General features: G+C 39.4%; 27 protein-coding genes and 1 riboswitch. Of the genes, 6 read left to right on the plus strand and 21 right to left on the minus strand.

The genetic code is table 11. The annotated features are described in order from the left end of the window. Nucleotides 1-115 precede the first annotated feature (115 nt). The 3 genes from IGI58_RS17725 (at nucleotide 116) to IGI58_RS17735 (ending at nucleotide 3,141) form a co-directional block, all read left to right on the plus strand. Nucleotides 116-928, plus strand: a complete 813-nt coding sequence (locus tag IGI58_RS17725; protein ID WP_225533823.1) for a Cof-type HAD-IIB family hydrolase — start codon at nucleotides 116-118, stop codon at nucleotides 926-928. Between the two features lie 157 nt (nucleotides 929-1,085). After that, complete coding sequence (locus IGI58_RS17730) at nucleotides 1,086-2,399, plus strand: putative DNA modification/repair radical SAM protein (protein ID WP_429952372.1); 1,314 nt, start codon at nucleotides 1,086-1,088, stop codon at nucleotides 2,397-2,399. After that, nucleotides 2,389-3,141 carry a TIGR03915 family putative DNA repair protein gene (locus IGI58_RS17735; protein WP_429952370.1) on the plus strand — a complete coding sequence of 251 codons (753 nt, stop codon included), beginning with the start codon at nucleotides 2,389-2,391 and terminating at the stop codon, nucleotides 3,139-3,141. Before IGI58_RS17730 ends, IGI58_RS17735 begins: the two co-directional genes overlap by 11 nt. A 95-nt stretch (nucleotides 3,142-3,236) precedes the next feature. Here IGI58_RS17735 and IGI58_RS17740 read toward each other — a convergent pair whose 3' ends face one another. The 10 genes from IGI58_RS17740 to purC all read right to left on the minus strand — a co-directional run bounded on the left by IGI58_RS17740 (nucleotide 3,237) and on the right by purC (nucleotide 13,627). After that, entirely contained in the window at nucleotides 3,237-3,725 is a 489-nt protein-coding gene (locus IGI58_RS17740; protein WP_225533820.1) for a type II toxin-antitoxin system Phd/YefM family antitoxin, read from the minus strand. A gap of 102 nt (nucleotides 3,726-3,827) precedes the next feature. Beyond that, nucleotides 3,828-5,099: a phosphoribosylamine--glycine ligase gene (gene purD / locus IGI58_RS17745; RefSeq protein WP_429952369.1), complete on the minus strand. Its 1,272-nt coding sequence runs from the start codon at nucleotides 5,097-5,099 to the stop codon at nucleotides 3,828-3,830. 12 nt (nucleotides 5,100-5,111) lie between these two features. After that, nucleotides 5,112-6,653 (minus strand): bifunctional phosphoribosylaminoimidazolecarboxamide formyltransferase/IMP cyclohydrolase, encoded by a 1,542-nt coding sequence (gene purH, locus IGI58_RS17750; protein WP_429952367.1) that lies wholly within the window; start codon nucleotides 6,651-6,653, stop codon nucleotides 5,112-5,114. Further along, nucleotides 6,653-7,234: a phosphoribosylglycinamide formyltransferase gene (gene purN / locus IGI58_RS17755; RefSeq protein WP_429952365.1), complete on the minus strand. Its 582-nt coding sequence runs from the start codon at nucleotides 7,232-7,234 to the stop codon at nucleotides 6,653-6,655. The genes purH and purN overlap by 1 nt, the downstream gene beginning before the upstream one ends. A gap of 2 nt (nucleotides 7,235-7,236) precedes the next feature. Beyond that, entirely contained in the window at nucleotides 7,237-8,277 is a 1,041-nt protein-coding gene (purM, locus tag IGI58_RS17760) for a phosphoribosylformylglycinamidine cyclo-ligase (protein ID WP_429952363.1), read from the minus strand. A gap of 34 nt (nucleotides 8,278-8,311) precedes the next feature. Next, nucleotides 8,312-9,751, minus strand: coding sequence for an amidophosphoribosyltransferase (gene purF, locus IGI58_RS17765; protein ID WP_429952361.1), 1,440 nt, complete (start codon nucleotides 9,749-9,751; stop codon nucleotides 8,312-8,314). After that, nucleotides 9,736-11,958 carry a phosphoribosylformylglycinamidine synthase subunit PurL gene (gene purL / locus IGI58_RS17770; protein ID WP_429952359.1) on the minus strand — a complete coding sequence of 741 codons (2,223 nt, stop codon included), beginning with the start codon at nucleotides 11,956-11,958 and terminating at the stop codon, nucleotides 9,736-9,738. Before purL ends, purF begins: the two co-directional genes overlap by 16 nt. Beyond that, entirely contained in the window at nucleotides 11,955-12,662 is a 708-nt protein-coding gene (gene purQ / locus IGI58_RS17775) for a phosphoribosylformylglycinamidine synthase subunit PurQ (RefSeq protein ID WP_429952357.1), read from the minus strand. The genes purL and purQ overlap by 4 nt, the downstream gene beginning before the upstream one ends. After that, nucleotides 12,640-12,891 (minus strand): phosphoribosylformylglycinamidine synthase subunit PurS, encoded by a 252-nt coding sequence (purS, locus tag IGI58_RS17780; RefSeq protein WP_087640277.1) that lies wholly within the window; start codon nucleotides 12,889-12,891, stop codon nucleotides 12,640-12,642. Before purS ends, purQ begins: the two co-directional genes overlap by 23 nt. 22 nt (nucleotides 12,892-12,913) lie before the next feature. Continuing rightward, complete coding sequence (gene purC, locus IGI58_RS17785) at nucleotides 12,914-13,627, minus strand: phosphoribosylaminoimidazolesuccinocarboxamide synthase (RefSeq protein WP_429952355.1); 714 nt, start codon at nucleotides 13,625-13,627, stop codon at nucleotides 12,914-12,916. A gap of 301 nt (nucleotides 13,628-13,928) precedes the next feature. Between purC and IGI58_RS17790 the strand changes: the two genes are divergently transcribed. Both IGI58_RS17790 and IGI58_RS17795 read left to right on the plus strand, forming a co-directional pair. After that, nucleotides 13,929-14,315, plus strand: coding sequence for a hypothetical protein (locus IGI58_RS17790; protein WP_087640279.1), 387 nt, complete (start codon nucleotides 13,929-13,931; stop codon nucleotides 14,313-14,315). Between the two features lie 58 nt (nucleotides 14,316-14,373). Beyond that, a complete protein-coding gene (locus tag IGI58_RS17795; protein WP_225533811.1) occupies nucleotides 14,374-14,697 on the plus strand; it encodes an inorganic pyrophosphatase in 324 nt (107 codons plus the stop codon). Nucleotides 14,698-14,759: 62 nt separating this feature from the next. Here the strand turns inward: IGI58_RS17795 and purB are convergent, their stop codons facing one another. From purB to IGI58_RS17845, 10 genes are all read right to left on the minus strand, one after another. Further along, entirely contained in the window at nucleotides 14,760-16,055 is a 1,296-nt protein-coding gene (gene purB / locus IGI58_RS17800) for an adenylosuccinate lyase (protein ID WP_225533810.1), read from the minus strand. A gap of 18 nt (nucleotides 16,056-16,073) precedes the next feature. Beyond that, the gene (gene purK / locus IGI58_RS17805; protein ID WP_429955252.1) at nucleotides 16,074-17,195 is read right to left on the minus strand and encodes a 5-(carboxyamino)imidazole ribonucleotide synthase; all 1,122 of its coding nucleotides are present in this window, start codon (nucleotides 17,193-17,195) and stop codon (nucleotides 16,074-16,076) included. Beyond that, nucleotides 17,188-17,676, minus strand: a complete 489-nt coding sequence (purE, locus tag IGI58_RS17810) for a 5-(carboxyamino)imidazole ribonucleotide mutase (protein WP_087640283.1) — start codon at nucleotides 17,674-17,676, stop codon at nucleotides 17,188-17,190. Before purE ends, purK begins: the two co-directional genes overlap by 8 nt. Nucleotides 17,677-17,839: 163 nt before the next feature. After that, a complete protein-coding gene (locus IGI58_RS17815) occupies nucleotides 17,840-19,153 on the minus strand; it encodes a nucleobase:cation symporter-2 family protein (RefSeq protein ID WP_429952352.1) in 1,314 nt (437 codons plus the stop codon). A gap of 2 nt (nucleotides 19,154-19,155) precedes the next feature. Beyond that, the gene (locus IGI58_RS17820; protein ID WP_087640284.1) at nucleotides 19,156-19,737 is read right to left on the minus strand and encodes a xanthine phosphoribosyltransferase; all 582 of its coding nucleotides are present in this window, start codon (nucleotides 19,735-19,737) and stop codon (nucleotides 19,156-19,158) included. A gap of 72 nt (nucleotides 19,738-19,809) precedes the next feature. Next, nucleotides 19,810-19,907, minus strand: a riboswitch (purine riboswitch). A gap of 90 nt (nucleotides 19,908-19,997) precedes the next feature. Beyond that, the gene (locus tag IGI58_RS17825) at nucleotides 19,998-21,056 is read right to left on the minus strand and encodes an NlpC/P60 family protein (protein WP_429952350.1); all 1,059 of its coding nucleotides are present in this window, start codon (nucleotides 21,054-21,056) and stop codon (nucleotides 19,998-20,000) included. 195 nt (nucleotides 21,057-21,251) lie between these two features. Then, nucleotides 21,252-21,935 carry a hydrolase gene (locus tag IGI58_RS17830; protein WP_087640286.1) on the minus strand — a complete coding sequence of 228 codons (684 nt, stop codon included), beginning with the start codon at nucleotides 21,933-21,935 and terminating at the stop codon, nucleotides 21,252-21,254. A 17-nt stretch (nucleotides 21,936-21,952) separates the two neighbouring features. After that, a complete protein-coding gene (locus tag IGI58_RS17835) occupies nucleotides 21,953-22,573 on the minus strand; it encodes a glycoside hydrolase family 73 protein (RefSeq protein WP_087640287.1) in 621 nt (206 codons plus the stop codon). 82 nt (nucleotides 22,574-22,655) lie between these two features. Beyond that, nucleotides 22,656-22,856, minus strand: coding sequence for a hypothetical protein (locus IGI58_RS17840; protein WP_429952348.1), 201 nt, complete (start codon nucleotides 22,854-22,856; stop codon nucleotides 22,656-22,658). Between the two features lie 19 nt (nucleotides 22,857-22,875). Next, nucleotides 22,876-23,397 (minus strand): hypothetical protein, encoded by a 522-nt coding sequence (locus IGI58_RS17845; protein ID WP_225533807.1) that lies wholly within the window; start codon nucleotides 23,395-23,397, stop codon nucleotides 22,876-22,878. Nucleotides 23,398-23,596: 199 nt separating this feature from the next. On the opposite strand from IGI58_RS17845, the gene IGI58_RS17850 reads away from it, so the two are divergent. Then, the gene (locus IGI58_RS17850) at nucleotides 23,597-24,550 is read left to right on the plus strand and encodes a Gfo/Idh/MocA family protein (RefSeq protein ID WP_429952345.1); all 954 of its coding nucleotides are present in this window, start codon (nucleotides 23,597-23,599) and stop codon (nucleotides 24,548-24,550) included. A gap of 76 nt (nucleotides 24,551-24,626) precedes the next feature. On the opposite strand, the gene argS is transcribed toward IGI58_RS17850, so the two are convergent. Then, nucleotides 24,627-26,318, minus strand: a complete 1,692-nt coding sequence (gene argS / locus IGI58_RS17855) for an arginine--tRNA ligase (protein ID WP_429952343.1) — start codon at nucleotides 26,316-26,318, stop codon at nucleotides 24,627-24,629. Nucleotides 26,319-26,476 lie beyond the last annotated feature (158 nt).

Below are 26,476 nucleotides of genomic sequence, written 5' to 3' on the forward strand. Positions count from 1 at the left end.
CCTTTTCTCATCAAGTGTATCATACTCGTAAATTTATAGAAAATTTTCTTGAAAACTTGTTATTCTCCTATTTTATGCTAGACTATCTTTAAGAAAATATCATGGAGGAATCAACTTGAAAAAATTAATTGCAATCGATTTGGATGGCACTACTTTAAACAATCAATCCCTTATCAGTCCGACAACAGAAAAAGCATTGAAAAAAGCGATCGATCATGGGCACTATGTGAGTATCGTGACAGGACGCCCATACCGTATGAGTAGTCAATTTTACCGCCAATTAGGCTTAACGACTCCAATGGTCAATTTTAATGGCGCACTCGTTCATTTACCTGAAAAGAAATGGGCGAATGAAAAAGAAACAGGCATCAAAAGAGATTTAGTATTTGATATTTTAGCGCAGAAACAAGCGCTGAACCTTGACTTTGTTGCAGCTGAAAATAAAGAAACATTCTACATCGACACATTAGATTATTTCGACCCAGCTTTCTTCGCATCCGAGGCAACACCAAGCAATTTGCTTACGACGAAAAATTTAGTAACTGATCCGACATCTATGATGGTTCGTACAACACACGATCAAGCAAAAAATGTTTCGGATTCTTTAATGAAACAATACGGTGAATACGTCGATGTCAGAACCTGGGGAGGCCCAACACCGATCTTGGAAATCGTTTCAAAAGGCATCCAAAAAGCGAAAGGTGTTGAACAGGTTGCTAGTTTCCTTAATGTTAAACGCGCTGATATTTTAGCATTCGGTGACGAACATAATGATGAAGAAATGCTTGATTACGTTGGCTGGGGCGTTGCAATGAAAAACGCGACAGATAAAATCAAATCGGTCGCAAATGATATCACAGAAAAGACGAATGATGAAGATGGTTTAGCTGATTATTTAACTCAGTATTTGGACCTGAACGATCATTAATATGACTTTTTCTGTATCGATCGGCTAACTACAAATTTTATAAGATGACTGCAGAATCCAAATGTGTGCAGTCATCTTTTTTTACCTTTACAATTCTTATTCTTCTTGATAAAATAAGAACATACGTTCTTGTTGAATTTAGAAAAGAGGAATAACTATGGATTTATCTAGAAAAATTGAGATTCTTGCTGAATCAGCCAAGTATGACGTCTCTTGCTCCAGCAGTGGTGTTGCTGATAATCAGCGGACAGGCAGCGTTGGCAGCACAGCCAAAGCTGGGATTTGTCACTCATTCACAAGCGACGGACGCTGTGTTTCCTTACTAAAACTATTATTTACAAATGCTTGTATTTTTGATTGTCACTATTGCATCAACAGAAAATCCAACGCGATCCCGCGGGCGACTTTTACACCTCAAGAAGTCGCCGATCTAACAATGGATTTTTATATGAGAAATTATATCGAAGGTTTATTTTTAAGCTCTGCTATTATAAAAAATGTTGATTACACAAGTGAGCTTTTGATCAAAACGCTAAAGATCTTACGTCATGAAAAAGGATTTAAAGGGTATATCCATGTGAAAGCAATTCCAGGAGCCGATGAACGATTGATCGAAGAACTTGGCTTTCTTGCCGATCGAATGAGTGTGAACGTTGAATTGCCTTCACGCGAAAGTCTCAAGCTTTTAGCACCGGATAAAGACCCATTCGCTTTATACAAACCTATGAAGCAAATTACCCATAAGAAAAAGGAGCTATCCTTGGTTCCAGCTTTAAAGAGAGCAAGTTCTTTTGTGCCCGCTGGACAGTCTACCCAAATGATCATTGGTGCTTCTCCGGAAAGCGATCATTCCATCGTTAAAATTGCAGAAAATCTTTATCAAAAGTATGACTTGAAGCGCGTTTATTACTCTGCTTATATACCAGTAAATCAAGATTCGTTATTACCCGCCGTCACGACTGATCCGCCTTTGTTACGAGAACATCGTTTATATCAAGCAGACTGGCTTTTACGCTTTTATCGCTTTTCTGCAGATGAAATTTTATCGCCAGAAAAACCTAATTTTAATTTATATTTAGACCCTAAAGCAAACTGGGCTGTTCAAAATTACGAGCAATTTCCCGTTGATGTTCAAACAGCCTCATATGAGCGTTTATTACGAATACCAGGGATCGGACCAAAGAGTGCCCAAAATATCTTAAAAGCAAGAAAATACTACAAATTACACTTGTCTGATCTAAAAAAATTAGGAGTCGTTGTCAAACGCGCACAGTATTTTATCAGCTGTAACGGAGCCGTTCAAGCAGGTTTGATTCAAGAGCCTGAATGGATAATCACTTCTTTGATCTCCTCTAAACAGTATGACACATTAAAAAAAATAAATACGCAATCCAGGCATGAACAGTTGTCTTTATTTGATGTGGAACGCTTTGAAGCGACCAAACACAAGGAGATGCGTTATGTCAATTGAAGAAACAAATGAAGTTTGGGAATATGACGGCAGTTATTATGGCTTTTTGACCATTGTTTATCATGCATTCAAAAAAAACTCTTTTCCAGAAATGATTTTGACCCCTGAAAATTCAGTGGAAACACTCTTTATCAGTGAATGGTTCGAAACAGATGAAGAACTGGCAAAAAAAATCTATCAACGACTAGAACAGCGTCTAAAAAAAGAAAATCTCCAGTTTATTATTGATGGCTTTTATTGTTCGTTAAAAGAAAAGGAACGCTGCTTATTGGATGCGATCCAAATCGCATTATCAACAAATGATTCATTGACCAACCATTTGGGACATCCATCGATCCTCGCTTTACAAAAATCCTTAAAGGCTTTGTTTAGTGAAGTCCACTTATTTACAGGATTTGTTCGTTTTGAATATGTGGGGGCATTCTTGTATAGTCAAATCGCACCTAAACATTTTTCTTTACCCTACTTATGTCCGCATTTTGCTCAAAGATACCCAAATGAAACGCTCATGATCTACGATGAAACACACCGTTTACTGGGAATCATCGAACAAGCTCATATTCGATTTATCGAAAATACAGATCCTCCAGTATTTCACGCTCAGTCTTGCGAACAAGAAGTTCAAGACAATTGGCGAACGTTTCTTCGAGCCGTGACGATCGAAGAACGTAAAAATGAACAAGTCCAATTATCTCACCTCCCTAAACGTTTTCGCGGAAATATGGTTGATTTTAGAGAATAAAAGGAGTTACTTCTGCTTCCACCGTTTATTCGTTTTAAAAAGGGACTGGGTCATAACTTCAAGAGTTACGCTCCAGTCCCTTTTTCTATTCTATTTCAATCGATTCTAAGATGGATCTTTTTCACGATCAACTTATCTGGTAACTGTGATTGATTGCTTTGTTCCCCAATAACTTCAGCAAAGATATTAGTGCGATCTTCTTTTTTCTGAAGCTGATAGTCAATTTTTCCTGTCTCGTTCAGCTCATTCATCATCTCATTGTAGTTATCAGATTCTGTTTTTTTCGTAATGAAGCCTAGACCAACCAGCTGTTCATCTAAATTTTTGGCTGATATCAATGACCCAAAAGCAATTTTTTTGCGAATCGTCTGGTTCAATTGAGCGATTTTCACCTTTGGATCTTGTTGAGCAGACTGTTTTTCTAGTAAATCTTCATACTGCTCTACTGTCAGCATGACCCCTGCAACTCTATTTCTATTATAGATATAGACGCCTGTTTGTTCTTTCTTGGCTGTAGCAAAAACGGTCATGGGCGATTGTTTCACATCTGTAATCGAGACAGAAATTTCTTTTTCACTTTTCATTCGTCAACTTCCCTTCCTAGACGATTATATCATACAGAAAAACTGTGTGAAGAGCTTTTTATGAATTGCTTGTACGAATGAAAAATGTCGATCGTGTCTTTTTCAGATTGAATCAATTGCTTTAAAGCCGATATCTTTGCGGTAAAACAAGCCAGTCGTGTCCATTTTTTCCAGACGTTCATAAACTGCTTCCTGCGCTTCTTTTAACGTATCTCTACTTGCTTCAACTAGATACACACGCCCGCCATTCGAAAGAAGCTGACCTGATGTCTCTTTTACTCCTGCATAATAGATATGTTCATCCGAAGCATCAAAAGCAGCTGGAACCGAGTGATCTTTTTGATACTCTCCCGGATACCCCTTGGCTGCAACGACCACACCCAAGCTATATCCTGTTTGCTTCCATTCAATTTCTGGTGTTTTTCCATGTAATAGATCATCAATGATTTGAGCTAGATCGCTATTCAAGCGTTGTAAAACCACCTGAGTTTCCGGATCGCCAAAACGCGCATTAAATTCAATCACTTTAGGCCCTGCGGAAGTAGCGATCAAACCAGTATATAAAATACCCGTAAAAGGTTTGCCCTCTTCGATCATTCCAAGTGCTGCTGGTCGTACAATCGTTGATACTGCTTTTTCTATGAGTGATCGAGGAATTTGCGGTACAGGAGCATACGCACCCATTCCGCCAGTATTTGGACCTAAATCGCCATCATATGCACGCTTGTGATCCTGAGCGATCACCATTGGATAAACCTCTTGATCACGAACAAAAGCCAATAGCGAAAATTCTTCTCCTTCAAGAAATTCCTCTACAACAACTTTGGCGCCGCTTTGTCCGAACTTATTTTCCTTAAGCATATCTTCAAGTGCCTCGATTGCTTCAGCAGTTGTTTCTGCAACAACGACTCCTTTTCCTGCAGCTAATCCATCTGCTTTTATTACGATCGGCGCACCTTTTTCAAGAACATACGCTTTTGCTCGTTCGAAGTCAGAAAATGTCTGATGCTCTGCCGTCGGAATGTTATATCGATTCATTAGCTCTTTTGCGAAATCCTTAGACCCTTCAATCAATGCTGCCGCTTTTGTCGGGCCAAAAATCAACAGACCCTCCGCGGTAAAATCATCAACGATCCCATTTAAAAGAGGGATCTCAGGACCAACAAACGTCCAATCGATTTTTTGTTCTTTCGCAAATTCGATTAAGCTGACATGATCATCTTCAGCAATATCAACAAGTTGAATCCCCTCTTTTTTCATCCCTGCATTCCCTTTAGCACAGAAAACAGAATCAACCTTTGGACTTTGATACAATTTTTGAGCAATCGTATGCTCTCTACCGCCGCTTCCGATCACTAAAATATTTAATCCCATGTTACTCTCCTTTTAATGTCTAAAGTGTCTAACATCTGTAAAGACCATTGCAATTCCATATTTATCAGCCATGTCGATCGACTCTTGATCTTTGATGCTTCCACCAGGTTGAATGATTGCTTTGATGCCATGATCTCCAGCATAAGCAACGCTATCTCCCATCGGGAAAAACGCATCACTGGCTAAAACTGCTTCCTCGATCGCTGTGCCTGCCTGCTCGATCGCAATCTGAACAGAACCAACGCGATTCATCTGACCTGCACCAATCCCAAGTGTTTGATGATTATTTGCCACAACGATAGCATTGCTTTTAACATGTTTTACAGCTTTCCAAGCAAATTCAAGAGCAGCTAATTCTTTTTCACTAGGTGCTCTTTTTGTTACAACTTGCCAATCGTCCTTTGTTTCACTAATAACGTCTTGATTTTGAATCAGCAAACCACCTAAAATAGAGATTTTTTCATCTTTTAGCGCTTGATCTTTTTTAGAAAAGTCTAATGTCATCAAGCGTAGATTTTTTTTCTTTGATAACAGTTCCAGCGCTTCCTCAGAGAAACTAGGTGCAATGATGATCTCAAGAAACAGCTGATGCATCTTTTCAGCTACTGGTGTATCTACCTCACGATTCAACACGATGATCCCACCAAAAATCGACACAGGATCAGCTTCATATGCATATTGGTATGCTTCATCGATCGTTTGACCGATCCCTATACCGCAAGGGTTCATATGTTTCACCGCTACAACTGCTGGCTCAAAATATTCTCTAGAAATTCGAATCGCTGCATCCGCATCCCGAATATTATTATAGGATAATTCTTTTCCATGCAGCTGTTTTGCGCTGGCGATCGAAAAAGCCGTTGGCAAAGCATCTTGATAAAAGGTTGCTTGTTGATGACTGTTTTCACCATAGCGTAATGACTGCTTTAATTCATAAGTCAACGTAAGTGATTCGGGTTCTACCTCACCGACTAACTCTGTCAGATATTCCGCAATCAATGCATCATATGCAGCCGTATGACGAAAAACCTTGGCCGCCAATTTTTTTCTCGTAGAAAGAGCTGTCTGCCCATTTTCTTTCAGCTCAGACAAAATCAATGGGTAATCTGCGGGATCAACAACAACAGTGACTGCCTGATGATTTTTAGCAGCGCTTCGTAACATACTAGGACCACCAATATCAATATTTTCGATTGCTTCTTCTTCTGTAACATTTTCCTTTAAAATCGTTTCTTTAAACGGATATAAATTCACACAAACAAAATCGATCGGACGAATATCATGCTGCTCCATCGCCTCCATATGAGAAGGCATGTCGCGACGTCCTAATAATCCGCCGTGAATGTTAGGGTGCAGTGTTTTGACACGTCCGTCCATCATTTCTGGAAAACCAGTTACTTCATCGATCGAGAGAGTTGAAAGACCAGCTTGATCAAGAGTTGCTTTCGTCCCTCCAGTAGAAATAATTTCGACCCCCTGTGCAATCAATCCCTCTACAAAAGAAACGATCCCTGTTTTATCTGAAACACTGACCAATGCTCTTCTTTTCATCATTAAAAACTCTCTCCTTGCTGTGATTTAATTACTTGTGCTAAAACAGTTGGATACAAACGATGCTCAATAGCATGGATTTTTTTCTCCAGATTGCTCAATGTATCATCAGCTTCAATAGCCACAGATTCTTGAGCAATGATCGGACCTGTATCCACGCCAGCATCAACAAAATGAATCGTCACTCCCGTTTTTTTCACGCCACTTTCAAAAGCATCTTTGATGCCTCTTAAACCGGGAAAATCAGGCAGCAGCGACGGATGTATATTGATGATTCTATTTGCAAAAACTTCCAATAATGTCGCTCCAATAATTCTCATATAACCTGCCAAAATAATCAAATCAATTTGTTCTTCTTCAAGTAGATGAAGCAACTCCGCCTCATAAATCTCTTTTGATTCAAAATCCTTAGGTGAAAAAGAAATAACAGGAATCGATAAATTTCGTGCCCGCTGAATCACATAGGCATCCTTTTTATCACAAAATAGCAAACTGATTTCTCCTGGGATCGTTCCTGCTTCAACTGCTTCTGCAATCACTTGAAAATTACTGCCATTTCCTGAAGCAAATACAGCTAATTTCATTTTCACACCTCTTTAAATAGAATCGGCTGGTTTTCTCTTCGCAACACTTTTCCAATGACATAGCCCGTTTCGCCTACCTCACTTAAAATGGTTTGAACATCGTCAACCTTTTGCGGCGAAACAGCTAAAACCATCCCAATCCCCATATTGAAGATCTCGAACATTTCCAATTCAGGAATTTGTCCATACTTTCCAAGCACTGTAAATATTGGTAGCTTGGGCCATGAACCTAAATGAATCTCTGCACACAGCTCTTTTGGCAGCATACGTGGGATATTCTCCACAAAGCCGCCTCCTGTAATATGTGCTGCACCATTTAGCAAGCCTTGTTTAATTAAAGGCAGCATAGCTTTGACATAGATTTTAGTTGGTTTCAATAACTCATCTGACAATTGCGTTTCATTCAACTCCGGAATGATCGACGTGCCTGTAAGCGCGTGTTTTTCAAAAAAGATTTTACGAACAAGGGAATAGCCATTCGAATGGATACCGCTTGCCGGTAAACCAATCAAAATATCTCCTGTCTTTACTAAATCGCCGGTTATTACTTGACTTTTTTCTGCAACACCGACTGCAAAACCTGCTAAATCATATTCTGACTCGCCATACATCCCCGGCATCTCAGCCGTTTCACCGCCAATCAACGCAGCTCCTGCTTGAAGACACCCGTCAGCAACTCCAGCAACAACTTTTTCTAAACGTTCCGGAACATTTTTTCCAGTCGCTATATAGTCAAGAAAATATAGCGGCTCCGCTCCCTGTGCGACAATATCATTCACGCACATTGCCACACAATCGATCCCGATCGTATCATGTCGATCCGCCTCAAGTGCGACCATCAATTTTGTTCCTACCCCGTCTGTTCCCGAAATCAAGACAGGCTCCTTCACATCCACCATACTCAAGTCAAAACATCCGCCAAAGCCTCCAAGAGCACCCATCACACCAGCGCGTTCGGTTCGTTTCACATGTTTTTTTATTCTTTCAACTACTTCATAACCAGCCTCAACATCTACACCAGCTTTTGCATAGGCATTTGCCATCTGTGTTCCTCCTGTCATTTGAGTTACAGTTGCTTTAAACAAAACTAATTTTGTCCTTTAAAGATTTTCGATAAGTCGTTTCATAATCATATAAAGGCGTTGGATAATCACCATTGAAATAAGCCATGCACAGTCCTGAATACGGTGCATCATAGTTTAAACCGATCGCATCGATCAAGCCTTGTTCACTCAAAAAACTCAAAGAATCTGCAGTGATCAATTGTTCGATTTCAGAGACTGAATGATTAGCTGCAATCAATTCTTTTCTTGTTTGTATATCTATCCCATAAAAACAAGGGAATTTTAACGGCGGTGATGCAATTCGAACATGAACTTCTTTTGCCCCTGCATCTTTTAATAGTTGAACGATACGACGGCTCGTCGTTCCTCTCACGATCGAATCATCGACCATCACTACCCGCTTTCCTTCAACCACGCCTCTTACAGCCGAAAGCTTCATCCGAACACCTTGTTCTCTTAATTCCTGAGTCGGTTGAATAAATGTTCGTGCAATATATTGATTTTTGACTAAACCCATTTCATAAGGAATTCCGCTGGCTTCTGCATAGCCGCTCGCTGCAGAAAGCGATGAATTAGGAACACCGACGACCATATCTGCTGCAACTGGTGCTTCGATCGCTAAACGTTTTCCCATATTTTTTCTCGCTGTATGAACGTTCACACCGGCAATATTAGAATCCGGTCGGGCAAAGTAAATATACTCCATTGAACAAATCGAATATTGAGTGTCATCTGTATATGTCTCAACTTTATACCCGTTGTCATCAATGATGATCACTTCTCCTGGACCAACATCTCTGATAAAAGAAGCACCAATCACTTCTAATGCACAGGTCTCACTGGCGATCACATATGCACCGTTTTTCATTTGACCGATCGATAATGGTCGAAACGCATTTGGATCAAGTGCTGCAATCATTGCCGTTTCAGTCATCAGTAAGTAAGCAAAACCACCCTTGACTGTTCTCAGACCTTCTTTTAGCTGTTCGATAAACGTTTCTTTTTTACTACGACGAATCAGATGCATCAAAATTTCAGTATCTGAGTTAGAATGAAAAATTGCTCCATCTTTTTCCAATTCTTTTCGCAAACTCTTGGCGTTGGTTAGATTTCCATTATGAGCAAGACCACACGAGCTATCGTAAAATTTGAATAAAAATGGCTGAATATTATCTACACTGCCATTTCCAGCAGTTGCATAGCGGACATGACCAATCGCAGATTCGCCACTCAGTGCAGTTAGCGAGCGGTCATCTTTGAACACTTCAGATAATAGCCCCAACCCGCGATAACCATTTAATTTCCCCTCATGATTAGAAACGATGCCTGCACCTTCTTGTCCGCGATGCTGCAAACTATGAAGACCAAAATACGTTACTCGAGCAGCATCTGGATGTCCCCAAATCCCAAAAACTCCGCATTCCTCATTTAGACTTTTTACTTCATAAGACATGGAATAGCTTCCTCCCAGACTTCTCTCGCCTTTTGTGTCATCAATTCGATTTTTTGATCAGCAGTTTTAATCTTGAGCAATCCATTATTAGTAACTACACCGATTTTTCGAGCCGAGTCTTTTACTAGTTGTTCAAAAGCAACTTGATTTTCAGGTTTCACTGAGACAACAAAACGGGATTGTGTTTCAGAAAACAATAGCGCAGTATCCATTGCTGCATCCACATCTATACCAACATTCTTTTTAAATGCAGATTCTGCTAAGGCGATTGCTAAACCGCCTTCTGAACAATCATGAGCACTTGCAACCAAGCCTGCTGCAATCGCTTTTGAAACTAACTGTTGATGTTCTTTTTCAATCATTAAATCAAAGTCCATCAATTTTCCTTCGATTCGACCTAAGTGCATTTTTTGGATTTCAGTACCATTAAAATCTGCATTTGTTTCCCCTAACACATAAATCAAATCGTTTGCTGCTTTAAAGTCTTGTGTCGTTATATTCTTCAAATCACTGATCAATCCAACCATACCAATAACAGGTGTGGGATAAATTGCTTTACCATCAGTCTCGTTATATAAAGAAACATTTCCGGAAATTACTGGCGTCTCTAAAACTTCACATGCTCTTGCTATTCCATCAGCAGATGTCCACAGCTCCCAAAATCCTTCCGGTTTATCCGGTGAGCCATAATTTAAGCAGTCAGTGATCGCTAAAGGCTGACCGCCGCTGGCAACAATATTTCTTGCAGCTTCTGCTACTGCTATTTGTCCGCCAACTTCCGGATCCAAATAAAGATAACGCGCATTACAATCTGTCGTCATCGCTAGCGCTTTATTCGTTCCGCGAACGCGTAAAACAGCTGCATCACTACCAGGTAATACGACCGTATTCGTTCGCACTTGGGAGTCGTAGGTTTCATAAATGACTTTCTTAGAAGCGATAGTCGGCTGTTGCAGCAAAGCAAGCAATGTTTGAGTTCCGTCGATTACTTCCGGATAGAAATCATCCATTGAAGCAAAAGCACTGATTCTACCTGGCTCTTGTTTTTCCTTTTGATAAACTGGTGCATCTTCTGCCAATGCATCCACAGGTAAATTAGCAACTTCTATGCCGTTATGATTCAAACGATAAAGCCCATCATCTGTCACTTTCCCAATCGTCACAGCGTCCAAATCATATTTTTGAAACAAGTCAATAACTGTTTGTTCATGTCCTTTTTCAACACAGATCAACATACGTTCCTGCGATTCAGATAACATCATCTCATAAGGTGTCATGCCTATTTCACGCTGCGGTACATCATCTAGATCTAAAATCAAACCAGAACCAGCTTTTGAAGCCATTTCAGCACTAGAAGAAACCAAACCAGCTGCTCCCATATCTTGAATGCCCACCAAAATATCTGAGTGGTTCAAGATCAATTCTAAACAAGCTTCCAGTAAAAGTTTTTCCATGAAAGGATCACCAACCTGAACAGCAGAACGCTGCTGCTCTTCACCCTCAACAAATTCTTCAGAGGCAAATGTCGCACCATGAATGCCGTCGCGTCCTGTTTTCGCTCCAACATACATGATGGCATTCCCGACTCCTTTGGCTTGTCCTTTTTGAATATCTTTATGATCGATCAAACCGATACACATCGCATTTACTAAAGGATTGCCTTCGTAGCAAGGATCAAAAGCAACTTCACCGCCGACAGTTGGGATTCCGATACAATTTCCGTAGCCGCTAATACCAGCAACCACTTCTTCTAAAAGATATTTTGTCCGATCATTTGTCAGTTCACCAAACCGTAAAGAATCCAACAATGCAATTGGTCTTGCGCCCATACTGAAAATATCTCTAATGATCCCACCAACGCCGGTTGCTGCACCTTCATATGGTTCAACCGCTGAGGGATGATTATGACTTTCCGCTTTGAATACCACTGCTTGACCATCACCGATATCGACGATCCCCGCACCTTCACCTGGTCCTTGTAATACTTGCGGTCCTGAGGTAGGAAATTTTCGTAAAACTGGCTTCGAATTTTTATACGAACAATGCTCGCTCCACATCACTGAGAATAAACCTGTTTCTGTGTAATTCGGCATCCGGCCTAAAATATCCTCTTCGATCATTCGATACTCTTCATCTGTTAAGCCCCAGTCAGAATAGATTCGTTGGTTTTTGATGTCTTCTGGCGTTGGTTCCGTTACTTTCATCATACGTTTATCCGTTCCTTTTCATAGTTTTTAACAATCGATTTAAAAAAGCGCAGACCATCATCAGAGCCTAAAAGACTTTCTACAGCTCGTTCCGGATGCGGCATCATACCTAAAACATTCCCTTTGTCATTGATGATCCCAGCAATATTTTCAATACTTCCATTAGGATTTTCATCTGCATACGTAAAAACGATTTGCTGGTTTTTTTTCAGTGTTTCGAGCGTTTCTTCATCACAATAATAATTTCCCTCGCCGTGTGCTACCGGTATTCGAATGCATTCTCCAGCTTTGTACTCGGAGGTGAAATTCGTTTGATTATTCACCACTTTCAACGACACAGTTTTACAAACAAAATGAAGCGATTCATTGCGAATCAACGCTCCCGGCAATAACCCAGCTTCTGTCAAAATCTGAAAACCATTACAGGTGCCGAAAACAGGTTTTCCTTCATCCGCAAACCGAACAACTTCATCAATGATTTTAGAAAAACGAGCAATCGCCCCGCATCTAAGGTAATCACCATATGAAAAGCCGCCAGGTATCAATACCCCATCAAATCCTTCTAAACTCTCTGCATCATGGCGAACGTATTCTGCCTCTTCACCTAAAATGTCTCTAACAGCCCATAAAAGATCCATATCACAATTCGATCCGGGAAAAACAATGACCGCAAATTTCATTTTAGAGCTCCTCCGTGATTTCATAACGATAGGTTTCCATATTGACATTCGCTAGTAATTTATCACAAATTTCTTCGATCACAGTTTCAACAGTCCGATCACTTTGTGCCACTTTGATTTCAAAGTATTTTCCTATCCGAATTTCTTCGATTTCATTGAATCCTAAGCGATGAACCGCTCCTTTGACCGCTTCTCCTTGAGGATCTAATACAGAATCTTTGTACGTAACATAGACTTTTGCTAAGTAATTCATTGACTATTCTCCTTTTTTATCGTTAATTGAATCTTTTTTCCAAACGAGTTAATACTTCTTGATACACAGGTACGATTTCACCTAAATTTTTACGATAGACATCTTTATCTAGAGGTTGATTCGTTTTAAAATCCCATAAACGGCACGTATCAGGGGTAATTTCATCAGCTAATAAAATCGTTCCGTCAGAGCATCTGCCAAATTCGATTTTAAAATCAACTAATCGTAGATCGATTTCTCTGAAAATCTCAATCAACAGTTGGTTTATTTTATGTGCTTCGTCTTTGATTGTTTTGATTTCCTCTTCATTTGCAATTTCAAGAATTTTGACATGGTCATCATTGATCAATGGATCATCCAATGAATCTTCTTTAAAGTAAAATTCCAAAATCGGCTGTGCTAATTCTACTCCTTCTTCAAAAGCTAATCGCTTAGCAAAACTGCCAGCAGAAATGTTTCTGATCACAACTTCTAAAGGTATGATCGCTAAAGGACGCACCAATTGTTCGTGTTTTGATATTTTTTTGGTAAAATGGCTCGACATTCCTTTTTGTGCGAGTTGCTCAAAAATCAATGCGGTTATTTGATTGTTGAGCATTCCTTTCCCCTGAACAATATCTTTCCTAGCTCCATTCAAAGCAGTTGCCTGATCTAAGTATTCCACTCGTAATTGCTCAGGATCATCTGTTTTAAATAGTTTTTTTGCTTTCCCTTCATATAACAACATATCTTCCATCGCAGTTCAGCACTCTCTTTCCGTACGTTTTTTATTATAAAAACGAATATCATTCGTATAATATCTTTGTTTACATTTTAACAAGCATTATTCTGGGCGTCAACAAAATCATTAACGATAATGAAACATTTATCATAATCGTTCGTGTTTACCAAAATGATACTTTTTCCTCATTCCTCAAACAACAGAAAAACAGCTGTAAGCATTTACAATAGATAGTAAAAATGGTATGCTAATAAAAAATAACTTACTTAACGTGTTCACTATTCTTTAGTGATGATTTTTAGGAGGGACCTCAAGAATGACTAGCGATTATGACCATTTGACTCAGGAATTTTTGGCAGGATTAGTGCTTGAAGAACGAACAAAATTGTATAATGACTTATTAGCCTTAGAAGAAGTTCATAAGTTGAATCAGCACAGCTCTTACTACACATTTAGAAATTTGAAGCGTATTTTTCAACGACATTCTGAACGAAGAAAGCGTACGTTTCGTTATATAAATAGCCATAACAACGAACTGTTGATCCATCAGATTCACGAACAACATTTCTGTAAAAATAAATATTGTATTCAGATTTACTTTAATTCAAAAGAGTGCAATTATTTGTTTATCGATCAACTACTTACTGCGCTAAAAGCGCCTTCTACTTCACCATTAAGAAACTTAAGAGAAATAGCCATTTAAAAGACAGAAACTCTTAGAGATACAGCTAAGAGTTTTTTTGGTCACTTGAGGAGAGATTATGGAAAAACTAAAAGTTAAAGTAACAGTCGATCGTCCTGTTGGTTATCTAGATTCCTTTAATAATCGTTACCCAGTAAATTATGGTTACATCGAAGGAGTGATAGGCGGAGACGGCGAAGAACAAGATGCATATATTTTAAATGTACCAGCAAAAAAGTTAGATACATTTATTGGCATCGTCACAGCCGTGATCCATCGAAATGACGATATCGAAACGAAGTGGATCGTTATACCAGAAGGTTCAACGATCTCAGTAGATGAAATCACAAAACAAACTTATTTTATTGAACAACACTTTGATAGTCATATTGAACTTCTTTAGAATAAGAAGAGAGTATCAACCAAAAGTAACGATTTCTTTTGGTTGATACTCTCTTTTTTCTATTACGCTAGTCCGACACGCTCAAAAATAATGTCAACATTTTTTAAATGATAATTATAATCAAATGCATCATCAAGCTCTTCTTTAGATAACACCGAGGTGATCTTTTCGTCAGCTTCAAGTAATGGTCTGAACGCCGTTTGATGATCCCAAGCATAAGCCGTTTTCGGCTGAACTAAATCGTAAGCTGCCTCTCTTGTCATACCGTGATCGATCAATTTTAATAATACTCGCTGGCTATATATCAGCCCAAAGGTTGCCTCCATGTTGCGTTTCATATTTTCTGGAAAAACAGTTAGATTTTTCACGATCGTCGAGAAGCGATTCAACATATAATTCAGTAAAATCGTTGTATCTGGAATAATGATTCGTTCCGCCGATGAGTGGGAAATATCTCTTTCATGCCATAAAGTAACGTTTTCATAGGCTGTCACCATATGTCCGCGAATCACACGAGCAAGCCCTGTCATATTTTCTGAACCGATCGGGTTTCGTTTATGCGGCATCGCAGATGAACCTTTTTGACCTTTTGCAAAAAACTCTTCCACTTCTCGTGTTTCAGATTTTTGCAGGCCGCGGATCTCTGTTGCAAATTTTTCGATACTTGTTGCAATCAGCGCCATTGCAGAAACGTATTCAGCATGCAGATCTCGCGGTAAAACTTGAGTAGAAATTTCCTGCGCTCTGATGCCTAAATGCTCACAAACATATTCTTCAACAAAAGGAGGAATATTCGCAAACGTTCCAACCGCACCACTGATCTTCCCAGCCTCTACACCTTTAGCTGCATGATCAAAACGCTCAATATTTCGTTTCATTTCTGAATACCATAAAGCTAGCTTCAACCCAAAAGTAGTTGGTTCAGCATGAACACCATGTGTACGCCCCATCATGACTGTATCTTTATGTTCTTTAGCTTTTTCACCAACGATTTCTGTAAAACGTGCGAGATCTGCTCTTAAAATATCATTGGCCTGCTTCAATTGATAACCATAAGCTGTATCAACGACATCTGTACTCGTCAAACCATAATGTACCCATTTACGTTCTTCACCTAACGTTTCAGATACAGCTCTGGTAAATGCCACAACATCATGACGTGTTTCTTCTTCAATCTCTAAAATCCGAGCAACATCAAATGAAGCATTGTCACGAATTTTCTGCACATCTTCTTTTGGTATTTCACCTAGTTCTGCCCAAGCTTCATCCGCTAAAATCTCAACTTCCAACCAAGCTTTATAGCGGTTCTCATCTGTCCAAATAGCACCCATCTCTGGTCGTGTATAACGATCAATCATTCGTTTATCTGCTCCTTTTTAATCCCAAATAGTTGTTTGATAAATTTCTTCTAAGGTTTCGTATATATCCTCTGTCAAAATCGTGATATGCCCCATCTTGCGGCCTTTCTTTGCTTCTGCTTTACCATAATAATGAAAATGCCACTCTGGTTTTTCAGCAATCACATCCATCGTTTCATACATTTCATCACCTAAAATATTGACCATCACCGCTTCTGATAATAGTTCAACTTCAGCCAACGGCCAGCCGCAAATCCCCCGAATGTGGGCATCAAATTGACTCATCGAGCACGCTTCGATCGAATAATGTCCTGAATTGTGCGGTCTTGGTGCCAACTCATTTACATAAATACCACCATCATTGGTCAAAAACATTTCAACAGCTAGTGTTCCAGCTAAATCGACCGATTCGGCAATGACACGAGCGATGCGTTGTGCCTCAGCAACAACGTCATCATTGACTCTAGCTGGCGCAATCGTTTCATGCAAAATATTGTTACGATGAATATTTTCTACGACAGGGAAAACAGTATATTGTCCCTGCCCATTTCCGCTCACTAGGACGGATATCTCTTTTTCATAAGGAATCCAAGCTTCTAAGACGCAGGTTCCCTCTCTTAATAGATGCATCGCAGAAGAAACATCGGAAGTACTGTATAAGACAAATTGCCCTTTGCCATCATAACCGCCTCTAGTTGTCTTCAGCACACATGGGTAACCGATACCGTCGATCGCATCTTGAATATCTGTTGGGCTAACGATCGTTGCATATGGCGCAATCACGATATTATTTTCTTCAAGGAACGACTTCTCTAATAAGCGGTCTTGAGTAATCGCTAAAAGATCGGAACCTTGAGGGATCTCTGTCAAATCTTGCACCTGCATCAACGCCTCAACATCGACATTTTCAAATTCGTAAGTCAACACTTGAGAACGACTAGCTAATTCTTTTAGCGCTTCAACATCATCATATTCAGCCAGTAAATGCCAATCAGCCACCTGTGCTGCCGGACAGTCAACAGCCGGATCTAAAACGCCTATACGAAAACCCATCTCCCTAGCGCTAAGCGCCATCATTCTGCCTAATTGTCCGCCACCAATGATCCCAATCATTTGACCCGGCAATAATGGTTTATTCAAGTTCATCACTACTTTCCATCACTGTTTGTTCAAGAAATTTACGCTCAGCGTCTAATTTCCCTGCTAACTCTACATCATACATGGAAAGCATCTGAACTGCAAGCAATCCTGCATTGACTGCTCCTGCACGACCGATCGCAGTCGTTGCTACAGGGACACCTCCTGGCATTTGAACGATCGATAACAATGAATCCAATCCATTTAATGCCTTCGACTGAACAGGCACTCCTATCACCGGTAATGTAGTTTTAGCAGCTATCATCCCTGGTAAGTGGGCAGCACCGCCAGCTCCTGCGATAATCACTTTAATGCCACGGGCTCTTGCCTCTTCAGCAAAACTAAACATGTAGTCCGGCGTTCGATGAGCAGATACGACTTTTTTTTCATAAGGAACACCAAAAGCTTCTAAACGATCACACGCTTCTTTCATTGTCGGCCAATCCGATGTACTTCCCATTACTACTGAAACCACGACAGACATAAGATTCCCCTTTCTCTATTCCCCTTCATTTTAGCAAGGCTCAAGCAAGGTGTCAAAATAAAATCGAATATTATAGTGATTTTTAATCTTATCGTTCGTATATACAGATAAAATAAAGAAAAACCAAACGAACATTCGGTTTTTCTTTATTTTGTTTATTCAATTATTCCTCTGATTTCAAACCATTGAAAAGTAGATTCAAAATGATAGCAGTCAGACTGCTCATTACAATTCCGTTTCCAGTAAACATACGTAAGGTTTCAGGCATTTGCTGGAATAAAGTCGGCATCATATTGAATCCAAGGCCAAAACCAATTGATATCGCAATGATCAACAAATTCTTATCGTTCGTATAATCAACTTTAGATAACATCCGCATTCCTTGAACAGCTACCATGCCAAACATAACCAGCATTCCTCCACCTAAAACAGGTTCTGGAATAATTTGAGCTATAGCACCAACTTTCGGCAATAGTCCTAAAGCGATCAAGAAAAATGCTGAGTAGTAGATCGGGCGGCGAGTTTTGATTCCTGAAAGCTGGACCAAACCGACATTTTGAGAAAAGCCAGTATAAGGGAACGTATTGAAGATTCCACCTAGAATAACTGCTAATCCTTCTGCCCTATATCCTTTTTTAAGCTCTTCTTCTCCGATATGTTTTCCAGTAATATCCCCTAAAGCAAAATAGACACCTGTCGATTCGACCATACTGACAATTGAAATGATCACCATCAAGACGATAGATGAAAGATCAAATGTCGGTGCGCCAAAATAAAAAGGTTGCGGGAAATGGAACCAAGTAGCCTCACCGACGGGAGCTAGATCGACTTGACCTAAGACTGCCGCTAAAATCGTTCCAGCGACTAACCCAACAAGAACCGCAATCGATTTGATAAAGCCTCGACCCCAAACTTGAACAACAATAATCAAAGCGATCGTTATAAATGCTAATAATAAATTCGTGCCATTACCGAAATCTTTGGCAGAAGCCATTCCTCCGCCCATTTTTTCAACAGCTACTGGAATCAAGGTCAATCCGATCACCGTGATCACTGTTCCTGTGACCAATGGAGGAAACAATTTTTTGATTTTCGAGAATATTCCTGAAACTAACACAACAAAAATCCCAGAAGCAATGATCGAACCATAGATCGCGCCGATCCCCTTATCGTTCCCAATCATGATCAATGGAGCAACGGCTTGAATCGCACATCCTAATACAACAGGCAACCCTATGCCGAAAAATCGATTGACCGTCAATTGTAGTAAAGTAGCTATTCCGCACATAAAAATATCAATAGAAATCAAATAAGTCATCTGTTCTGAATTAAAATTCAGTCCTGTACCGATCAATAATGGAACAGCTACAGCACCAGCATACATTGCTAATAAATGCTGCAACCCTAAAACAGCTGCTTTGCCGTTTTCAGGATTTTGTTGGTTCAATTCTTTGTTTTGATTTTCTTCATTTGCCAACTTTACGCATCCCCCTCAAGAAATTCGACTTCACCATTTTGCAGAGACGCAATTCGAGCTAAAGATACGACTTTCATCCCCATTTCCTCTAACAGCGAGCGACCATCTTGAAACGACTTTTCGATCACGATGCCAATGCCATCCACGTCAGCACCAGCCTGTTGACATAATTCGATCAGTCCTTTTGCTGCTTGACCATTTGCTAAGAAGTCATCAATGATCAATACTTTATCTTCACTGGATAAAAATTTTCTAGAAATTGAAATCTGACTCGTTACTTGTTTCGTAAAAGAGTATACAGAAGAGGTCAATAACTCTTCGTCCATTGTTAAGCTTTTTGCTTTACGAGCAAAAATCATTGGTACGTTCAATTTTTTGGCTGCAAAAAGAGCTGGAGCAATTCCCGAAGCCTCGATCGTAACAACTTTTGTAATTCCCGCATTTGCAAATACCTCTGCAAAACGATAACCGATTGCTTCCATCAAGATAGGATCGACCTGATGGGTGACAAAGCTGTCTACTTTTAATACGCCATCCCCCAAAACTCTCCCGTCTTCTTTGATTCGGTTTACTAGTTCTTCCATTACTTCCGACTCCTTCATTCTATTTTTTATAAAAACAAAAAAAGCCTTCTCCTGCAAAAAGCAAAAAAGGCCCTCAGACTCTTTTTCGCTTATAGACCGACATTTACGGTGTCGGGTAGAGACAGTCATCCATATTATGACCATATATAAGCTCTTGTATTACTATACAATAGTACAAAACTCTGAAAATTTCAATGAAAAGAATGAATTTTCATTGAAATCTTACAGAGCTTTATTTACAACTATTCTTTATTTGTTCCTCATTTTTTGATGAATGCGGCTTTTCCGCCTGTAGGTAATGCAGTATTTTTAGGTACCACTCTGATTTCGATTGCTTCCAGACGTTTAGACAATCCTTGTGTTCCCGAAGATTGTCCATTTTTAGTCCACGCTTGCCAGCCATAATCTTGGGAGTGGACTCGGTATTGCACATCATATTGTGTGGCTGCAGTTCCGGTCAATTGGATTTGAATCGCTTCTAACCGTTTCTTTTGTCCTGTGGTTCCACTCAACGCATTATTTGCTTTCCAACCTTGCCAGCCAATATCTTGAATATGTGTTTTGTATTGGATTCCTCCGTTAACAGATGAATCAAGCTTGATTTGAATACCTTCTAATCGTTTCTTTTGTCCAGTACTTCCACTTGGTTGACCTGCTGCTACATAACCGCCCCAGCCAAAATCTTGGACATGCGTACGATAGCTCACTAGATTAGGGATCGCAGGTGCACTATTTTTAATCACTCGTACAGCGAAATCCGGTTTAAAATAGGTGGTTGAATTGATTTTGACCACTTCATTCACATTTGGTGCGTGGATATATTGGTTATTTCCTATTGCAATCGCTACATGATACGTGTTTCCCTTAGCACCCCAAAAATAAAGATCCCCAGGTTCTGCTTGAGCAACACTGATTTGCTCGCCTGATTTTTCTTGTGGCACTGTGTAATCACCAATGTTTTTTCCCGTCACTTGTAAGTATACATAACGAGTCAATCCAGAACAGTCAAACACATTCGGACCTTTTCCACCCCAAGCATAAGGTTTACCTAGATGTCTTCTGGCTTCGTTTACAATTTGTGTTTTCTGTGAAGCTGCTGCAAATGTAACTGCACTTCTGGCTGCTGGTTGTTCTTCGATCGTTTCTAACGAAAAATCAGGCATCTCCTGAATTTTCTGGATTTGTTCAGCTGTATAACCAGCGTCAAGCGCTTCCTGATAGCTTTCGTCTCCAAACACCTCTGTCGCTTCCGCCGACTGGGTCGATCCAAGCGCAAAGAGCAACAGAGCAGCCCCAACTATGTAACAATACTTTTTCATTATTTTCCCAACTCCTACTCTCTCATTCGATTTAATTTAATGATAACATAAAAATAAAATAATTATAGACTAGTAAAGCTAGCTTATTTAATTTTTCATCGTTTTGTAATATAACCTGATTTTTGTAATCATAAAAAAAGTGATCATAAGGAAATTTTTACCCTCATTAATCACTTAGTATGTTGTTCATCGATCCTACTGATCGTTTTCTTTTTCTAAATTTCTATACTTATCCATTTTATGACTAAAAAGCTCACCATTGCTAGGCGGAGTATAGGTAATGGCATTTGCGCCAGCTGCGATCGTTTCAGTGATTGATTCATCTGTCGGTCCTCCTGTTGCAATGATCGGCAACGTAGGATATTTCTTTCTGAAATAGCGAACGGTTTCTGCTGTATTTTTCCCAGCGCTAATGTTGATCATCGTCACTCCAGCAGCTATTTTTTCATCGATTGGCGTATGGATCGATGTCACCGTACTAACAACAGGAATATCGACAACCTCACAAACCATCTCAACTGTTTCAACTGGTGTCGGCCCATTTAATACAACCCCGATCGATCCCTGAGCTTCTGCAAAAAGGCTCATATACGCAGAACGTTGTCCTTGCGTCAAACCTCCGCCCACTCCTGAAAATACAGGAATATCTGCTGCTTCTATAATGCTTTTAGTGATCGCCGGATGCGGGGTAAATGGATAAACAGCAATGACTGCATTTGCATCCGTATTCCGAATGATCGCAATATCCGTAGTAAAAATGATCGACTTGATTTTCTTTCCAAAAATTCTGATCCCGCTTGCCTGTGCAATCACCTTCGGTACTTGTACAATATCCTGCTTCAGCGGTGTGACGATTTCCGGTACCCATTTTTCTTCCATCTAACTCCTCCTTTTTCTTAATGATCGTATTTGTTTAAATCATAGCTTTCGATCACATGAATAACTTTTTCAGCATAGGTTGGATCTGTTGCATAGCCTGCATCTTGTAAAGCTTGTGCAGCCTCTTTATAATTTTTCGCCAACAACACATTTTCATATAGACGAGGATTCCAAGTGACACCATTGACAAACAATCGAGTATGGTCATCCATTGATTCTTCCCAAGTATCATAAACTCTGAAATCACCTTGAATCACGATCCACTCTTCATTGATGTATTCCTTCGTTTCAAGATTCACTTTTTTCTGATCACCATACGCTTTGATTCCAAATAAATTATTATATTTAGAGGCAAGCGTACTTTGCCCCCAGTTTGACTCTAAGATTCCTTGTCCAATAATAATACTAGGTAAAACGCCATAAGAAGACTGCAACTCTTGTGCGTGCGGGCTGATTCTATCGATAAACTCTTCTTTTGACACCTGTTCATTTTTCTGTGCCGTATTTTCTTCAGTTTTAGAACTATCTGATAACACATTGATGGAAAAGATAAATGCAACCCCAACAATCAATAGTCCCGCAAATAATGCCGGTAAGTTTGATTGTCTTCTTTTCTTTTTATACCTTTGACTATTCATACATTCCCTACTTTATCGTGTATTCATTCCGTTAAAAAAACGGACAATGGCTGACTGATTATATCAGTTTTTTTCATTACAATCAATCTACAGCTGTCGTAGTCATGGTTGTCGAAGTTTTCGTTGGTTCCTTAGATGTTGTCGTCATGGTCGTTTGGCTTACTTCTGTTGTTGGTTCAGTTGTGTTTTTTGTCTTGTCTTTTGCTGTATCATGTCCAAAAAATACATAGATCACAGCACCTAACATTATAATGACGGATAATATGCCTAAAATTTGTTTCACAAAAAAACTCCTCACTTACTTATTCACCAACGTAAGTTCCCATTAAATTTTCATTTACCCAATCTAATAGCTCTACTTTCGATCCTTCCAGTTGACCTTGTAAAGTGGCCGGCAAACGAAACGTAACGATATCATCAAAGCCCCATTCACCATACGAAACGGTAACTTTCAAATCGATATATGCTTGCTCTACATGTTCAGCCTTGTTTTTTGAAGGGATCAATTCAGCCACTCCTGCTCCAGACTGCAGCCACTTTTTGGCGATCAAGGTTTTTAATCGCTTATATTCAGACACAGCGACATTCCTTTTTTCTGGAAAAAGAATGGTTTGGCGCAGCACTTTTTGTGTCAGCATCCACTCATAATCAGTAAAAAGATTTTTCACCTTTTGCATTTCTTCATTAGTCAAGCTGGTATGACCTTTTTTCCAGTTCTCCCAGTTTTCTTTCGACGTTTGGAGATAGTCGGTATAAAACGTCTCTTCTGTTTCAAACTCTTCTATAATTGCATCGATAAGAATATCTATATACATTTGGTGCATGACTTTCGCCTCCTTTCTTTATTTTACTGAAAATATCAAAAAAAAGCATCTCTTTGCTCCACTTATTTTCGTTTTTTTAAGAAACATTCACCTTTTTCTCTAATAATTTTTACGTTAACTTCCATTTGCTTAAATTTAACCACGATTTCATACTTCTCATGTATAATAGAAGTGATCTTTTAATTAGGAGGAAGAAACAATGGCAAATTATAATTGGGGCATCATCGGACTTGGTGATATTGCAACAAGCTTTACAGAAACATTTCAGCATAAACACAGCAGCATCCATGCAGTTGCTTCACGTACATTGAGTAAGGCAGAGGAATTTGCTAAACAGCATAATATCCCTACTGCATATGGCTCATACGAAGAACTATTGTCAGATGATTCTATCGATATCATCTACGTTGCAGTACCAAACAGACAACATATCGACCACATCTTGAAAGCTCTGCACGCAGGGAAGCATGTTCTTTGCGAAAAAGCGATCACTATGAATAGCGCTGAACTAACTGAAGCAATGAAACTAGCTGAAGAAAAGAATCTAATTTTAGCTGAAGCTATGACGATTTTTAATATGCCTTTATATCATGAGCTAAAAAGCCAAATCGATTCTGGTCGTTTCGGCAAGCTAAAAGTGATCCAAGCGCCTTTTGGCAGTTACAAAGAGCCCAATCCAACCAACCGCTTTTTTAATCCCGAATTAGCTGGCGGTGCTCTTTTGGATATTGGAACGTATGCTGTTTCTTTCGCCCGTTGGTTCTTGAGTGCGCAGCCTAAAGTAGTCGCTTCTGTGATGCAGCCTTTCTCTACAGGAGTAGATGAACAATCGGCTACTATTTTACAAAATGATGCACAAGAAATAGCCACTGTTTCACTAAGTTTTCAGGCAAAGATGCCCAAACAAGGAGTTGTGGCTTTTGAAAATGCCTATTTGGTGATCAACGACTATCCTCGAGCAGATGAAGCAAAAATTTTCTTCAACGACGACACAGTTGAAACGGTCGTCTCTGGTGATAGTTCCCAAGCACTGAATTATGAAATCGACAATATGATCCAAATGATCGAAGGAACCTTGTCAAATCGCTCTCTATTCTTGACAAAAGACGTGATCGATCTATTAGATCAAATGCAGCAAGAATGGCAAAAATAATCAAAAATAGTGTAAAAATCAAAAAAGCAGTTGACCCTAATTAAACAGGGACTAACTGCTTTTTTCTTTTTAATTATTACATTTCATTTGGTGCATGAAGACCTAATAAACGTAAATCTTCCTTGATGATCGTAGCCATTGCATAAACTAAAGCCAAACGTGATTCTCTCTCAGGATCATCAGCTAAAATTTTCACATGGGCATAATACTTATTGAACGCTTGAGCAACTTGGATCGCATGTTTTGCAATCACTGAAGGCTCATATTTGTCAGCAGCTTGCAAAACGACATCTGGGAATTTTTGAAGTAATTTTACTACTTCCCAGCTTTCTTTATCGTTCAAAGCGTATTCTTTTGTTTCATCGATCGTGAAATCCGCTTTTCTTAAAATACTCATTGCGCGAGCGTGAGTGTATTGAACATACGGTCCTGTCTCACCTTCGAAACGCACAACTTCCTCTAGTACGAAATCAAAATTGTTCAAACGATCATTTTTCAAATCATGGAAAATCACTGAACCGATCCCTACTTGTCTTGCTACTTCTTCGCGATTTGGCAAGTCAGGATTTTTTTCCATGATTTGCTTATTCGCTAGCGAAACTGCTTCATTCAAGACTTCTTCTAGAAGAACGATTTTCCCTTTACGCGTAGATAGCTTCTTACCGCCTTGTGTAATTAATCCAAATGGTACGTGATGCATATCATCCGACCACTCAAAACCTAATTCTTTCAACACAGCTTTTAGCTGTTTGAAGTGATTCGACTGCTCGTTACCAACGACATAAATTGCTTTAGCAAAATCATACGTCCGTTTACGATAAACTGCTGCAGCTAAATCACGGGTAATATATAGTGTTGCCCCGTCTGATTTTTTGATCAACGCAGGGTTTAAGTCATACGCAGATAGGTCAACGATTTCAGCACCTTGATTTTCTTGCAGTAGATGCTTTTCTTCCAGCATTGTAACGATTTCAGCCATCTTATCATTATAAAAAGCTTCCCCATTATAAGAATCAAACGACACTTCAAGCATACCATAGATTTTATCAAACTCTTTTAGTGACTCTGTACGGAACCATTGCCATAAATCAGTAGCTTCTTGGTCCCCTTCTTCAAGTTTTTTGAACCACGCACGTGCTTCTTCTTCCAATTCAGGTTGTGTTTCCGCCTCTTCATGAAATTGCACATATAGACGTAGTAATTCTGTAATTGGCGCATTTTTGACGCCTTCTTCTGAGCCCCATTTTTTATAAGCAACGATCAGCTTTCCAAATTGAGTGCCCCAATCGCCCAAATGATTGATACGAACAGGCGAATAACCGATTTTTTCAAGAATAAAGGCAATTGAGTTACCAATGACCGTTGAACGTAAATGCCCCATTGAAATTGGTTTTGCAATGTTCGGCGATGACATATCGATCGGTACACTGCCCTTCCCACCAATAGAACTATCCCCATAATGACCTTTTTCTTTGGCAATCTGAGTGATCACTGCATGACTGACCATCTTTTTATTCATGAAAAAGTTTAAATAAGGGCCAACCACTTCAATTTTTTCAAAATCTGAACCTTCGATTTTTTCGGCTAATTCTGCGGCAATTTGTTGTGGCGCTTTACGGTAGACCTTTGCTAATGAAAAAGCTGGAAAAGCCACATCGCCATGGTCAACTGACTTAGGATTTTCTAATAATTGTGTGACTGTCTCTAAAGATAAATCATCTTTCACTACTGCATAAATAGCTTTTGCTACGATTTCTTTGTTATTCATCTTTCTCCTCCTATATATTAGGTTATTCATTTTTAGTTCATTTGCGCTCTCACAGTTAATGTTTCCTTTATTCTTACTCATCGTTACTTTTTACTTAAGAATATGGCTTTCTTTGACTACTGAAAACTTCTCAACAGATATGCAAGTTTCATCAATTG

Origin of the sequence: Enterococcus sp. AZ020, assembly GCF_050499205.1 — a bacterium.
Taxonomy (GTDB): Bacteria; Bacillota; Bacilli; order Lactobacillales; family Enterococcaceae; genus Enterococcus_L; species Enterococcus_L dunnyi.

Coding starts and splice junctions, on each gene's coding strand:
- IGI58_RS17730 (WP_429952372.1), top strand. CDS start 1,086: ATGGATTTATCTAGAAAAATTGAGATTCTTGCTGAATCAGCCAAGTAT.
- IGI58_RS17735 (WP_429952370.1), top strand. CDS start 2,389: ATGTCAATTGAAGAAACAAATGAAGTTTGGGAATATGACGGCAGTTAT.
- IGI58_RS17740 (WP_225533820.1), bottom strand. CDS start 3,725: ATGAAAAGTGAAAAAGAAATTTCTGTCTCGATTACAGATGTGAAACAA.
- purD (WP_429952369.1), bottom strand. CDS start 5,099: ATGGGATTAAATATTTTAGTGATCGGAAGCGGCGGTAGAGAGCATACG.
- purH (WP_429952367.1), bottom strand. CDS start 6,653: ATGATGAAAAGAAGAGCATTGGTCAGTGTTTCAGATAAAACAGGGATC.
- purN (WP_429952365.1), bottom strand. CDS start 7,234: ATGAAATTAGCTGTATTTGCTTCAGGAAATGGCAGTAATTTTCAAGTG.
- purM (WP_429952363.1), bottom strand. CDS start 8,277: ATGGCAAATGCCTATGCAAAAGCTGGTGTAGATGTTGAGGCTGGTTAT.
- purF (WP_429952361.1), bottom strand. CDS start 9,751: ATGTCTTATGAAGTAAAAAGTCTAAATGAGGAATGCGGAGTTTTTGGG.
- purL (WP_429952359.1), bottom strand. CDS start 11,958: ATGATGAAAGTAACGGAACCAACGCCAGAAGACATCAAAAACCAACGA.
- purQ (WP_429952357.1), bottom strand. CDS start 12,662: ATGAAATCACGGAGGAGCTCTAAAATGAAATTTGCGGTCATTGTTTTT.
- purS (WP_087640277.1), bottom strand. CDS start 12,891: ATGAATTACTTAGCAAAAGTCTATGTTACGTACAAAGATTCTGTATTA.
- purC (WP_429952355.1), bottom strand. CDS start 13,627: ATGGAAGATATGTTGTTATATGAAGGGAAAGCAAAAAAACTATTTAAA.
- IGI58_RS17790 (WP_087640279.1), top strand. CDS start 13,929: ATGACTAGCGATTATGACCATTTGACTCAGGAATTTTTGGCAGGATTA.
- IGI58_RS17795 (WP_225533811.1), top strand. CDS start 14,374: ATGGAAAAACTAAAAGTTAAAGTAACAGTCGATCGTCCTGTTGGTTAT.
- purB (WP_225533810.1), bottom strand. CDS start 16,055: ATGATTGATCGTTATACACGACCAGAGATGGGTGCTATTTGGACAGAT.
- purE (WP_087640283.1), bottom strand. CDS start 17,676: ATGTCTGTCGTGGTTTCAGTAGTAATGGGAAGTACATCGGATTGGCCG.
- IGI58_RS17820 (WP_087640284.1), bottom strand. CDS start 19,737: ATGGAAGAACTAGTAAACCGAATCAAAGAAGACGGGAGAGTTTTGGGG.
- IGI58_RS17825 (WP_429952350.1), bottom strand. CDS start 21,056: ATGAAAAAGTATTGTTACATAGTTGGGGCTGCTCTGTTGCTCTTTGCG.
- IGI58_RS17830 (WP_087640286.1), bottom strand. CDS start 21,935: ATGGAAGAAAAATGGGTACCGGAAATCGTCACACCGCTGAAGCAGGAT.
- IGI58_RS17835 (WP_087640287.1), bottom strand. CDS start 22,573: ATGAATAGTCAAAGGTATAAAAAGAAAAGAAGACAATCAAACTTACCG.
- IGI58_RS17845 (WP_225533807.1), bottom strand. CDS start 23,397: ATGCACCAAATGTATATAGATATTCTTATCGATGCAATTATAGAAGAG.
- IGI58_RS17850 (WP_429952345.1), top strand. CDS start 23,597: ATGGCAAATTATAATTGGGGCATCATCGGACTTGGTGATATTGCAACA.
- argS (WP_429952343.1), bottom strand. CDS start 26,318: ATGAATAACAAAGAAATCGTAGCAAAAGCTATTTATGCAGTAGTGAAA.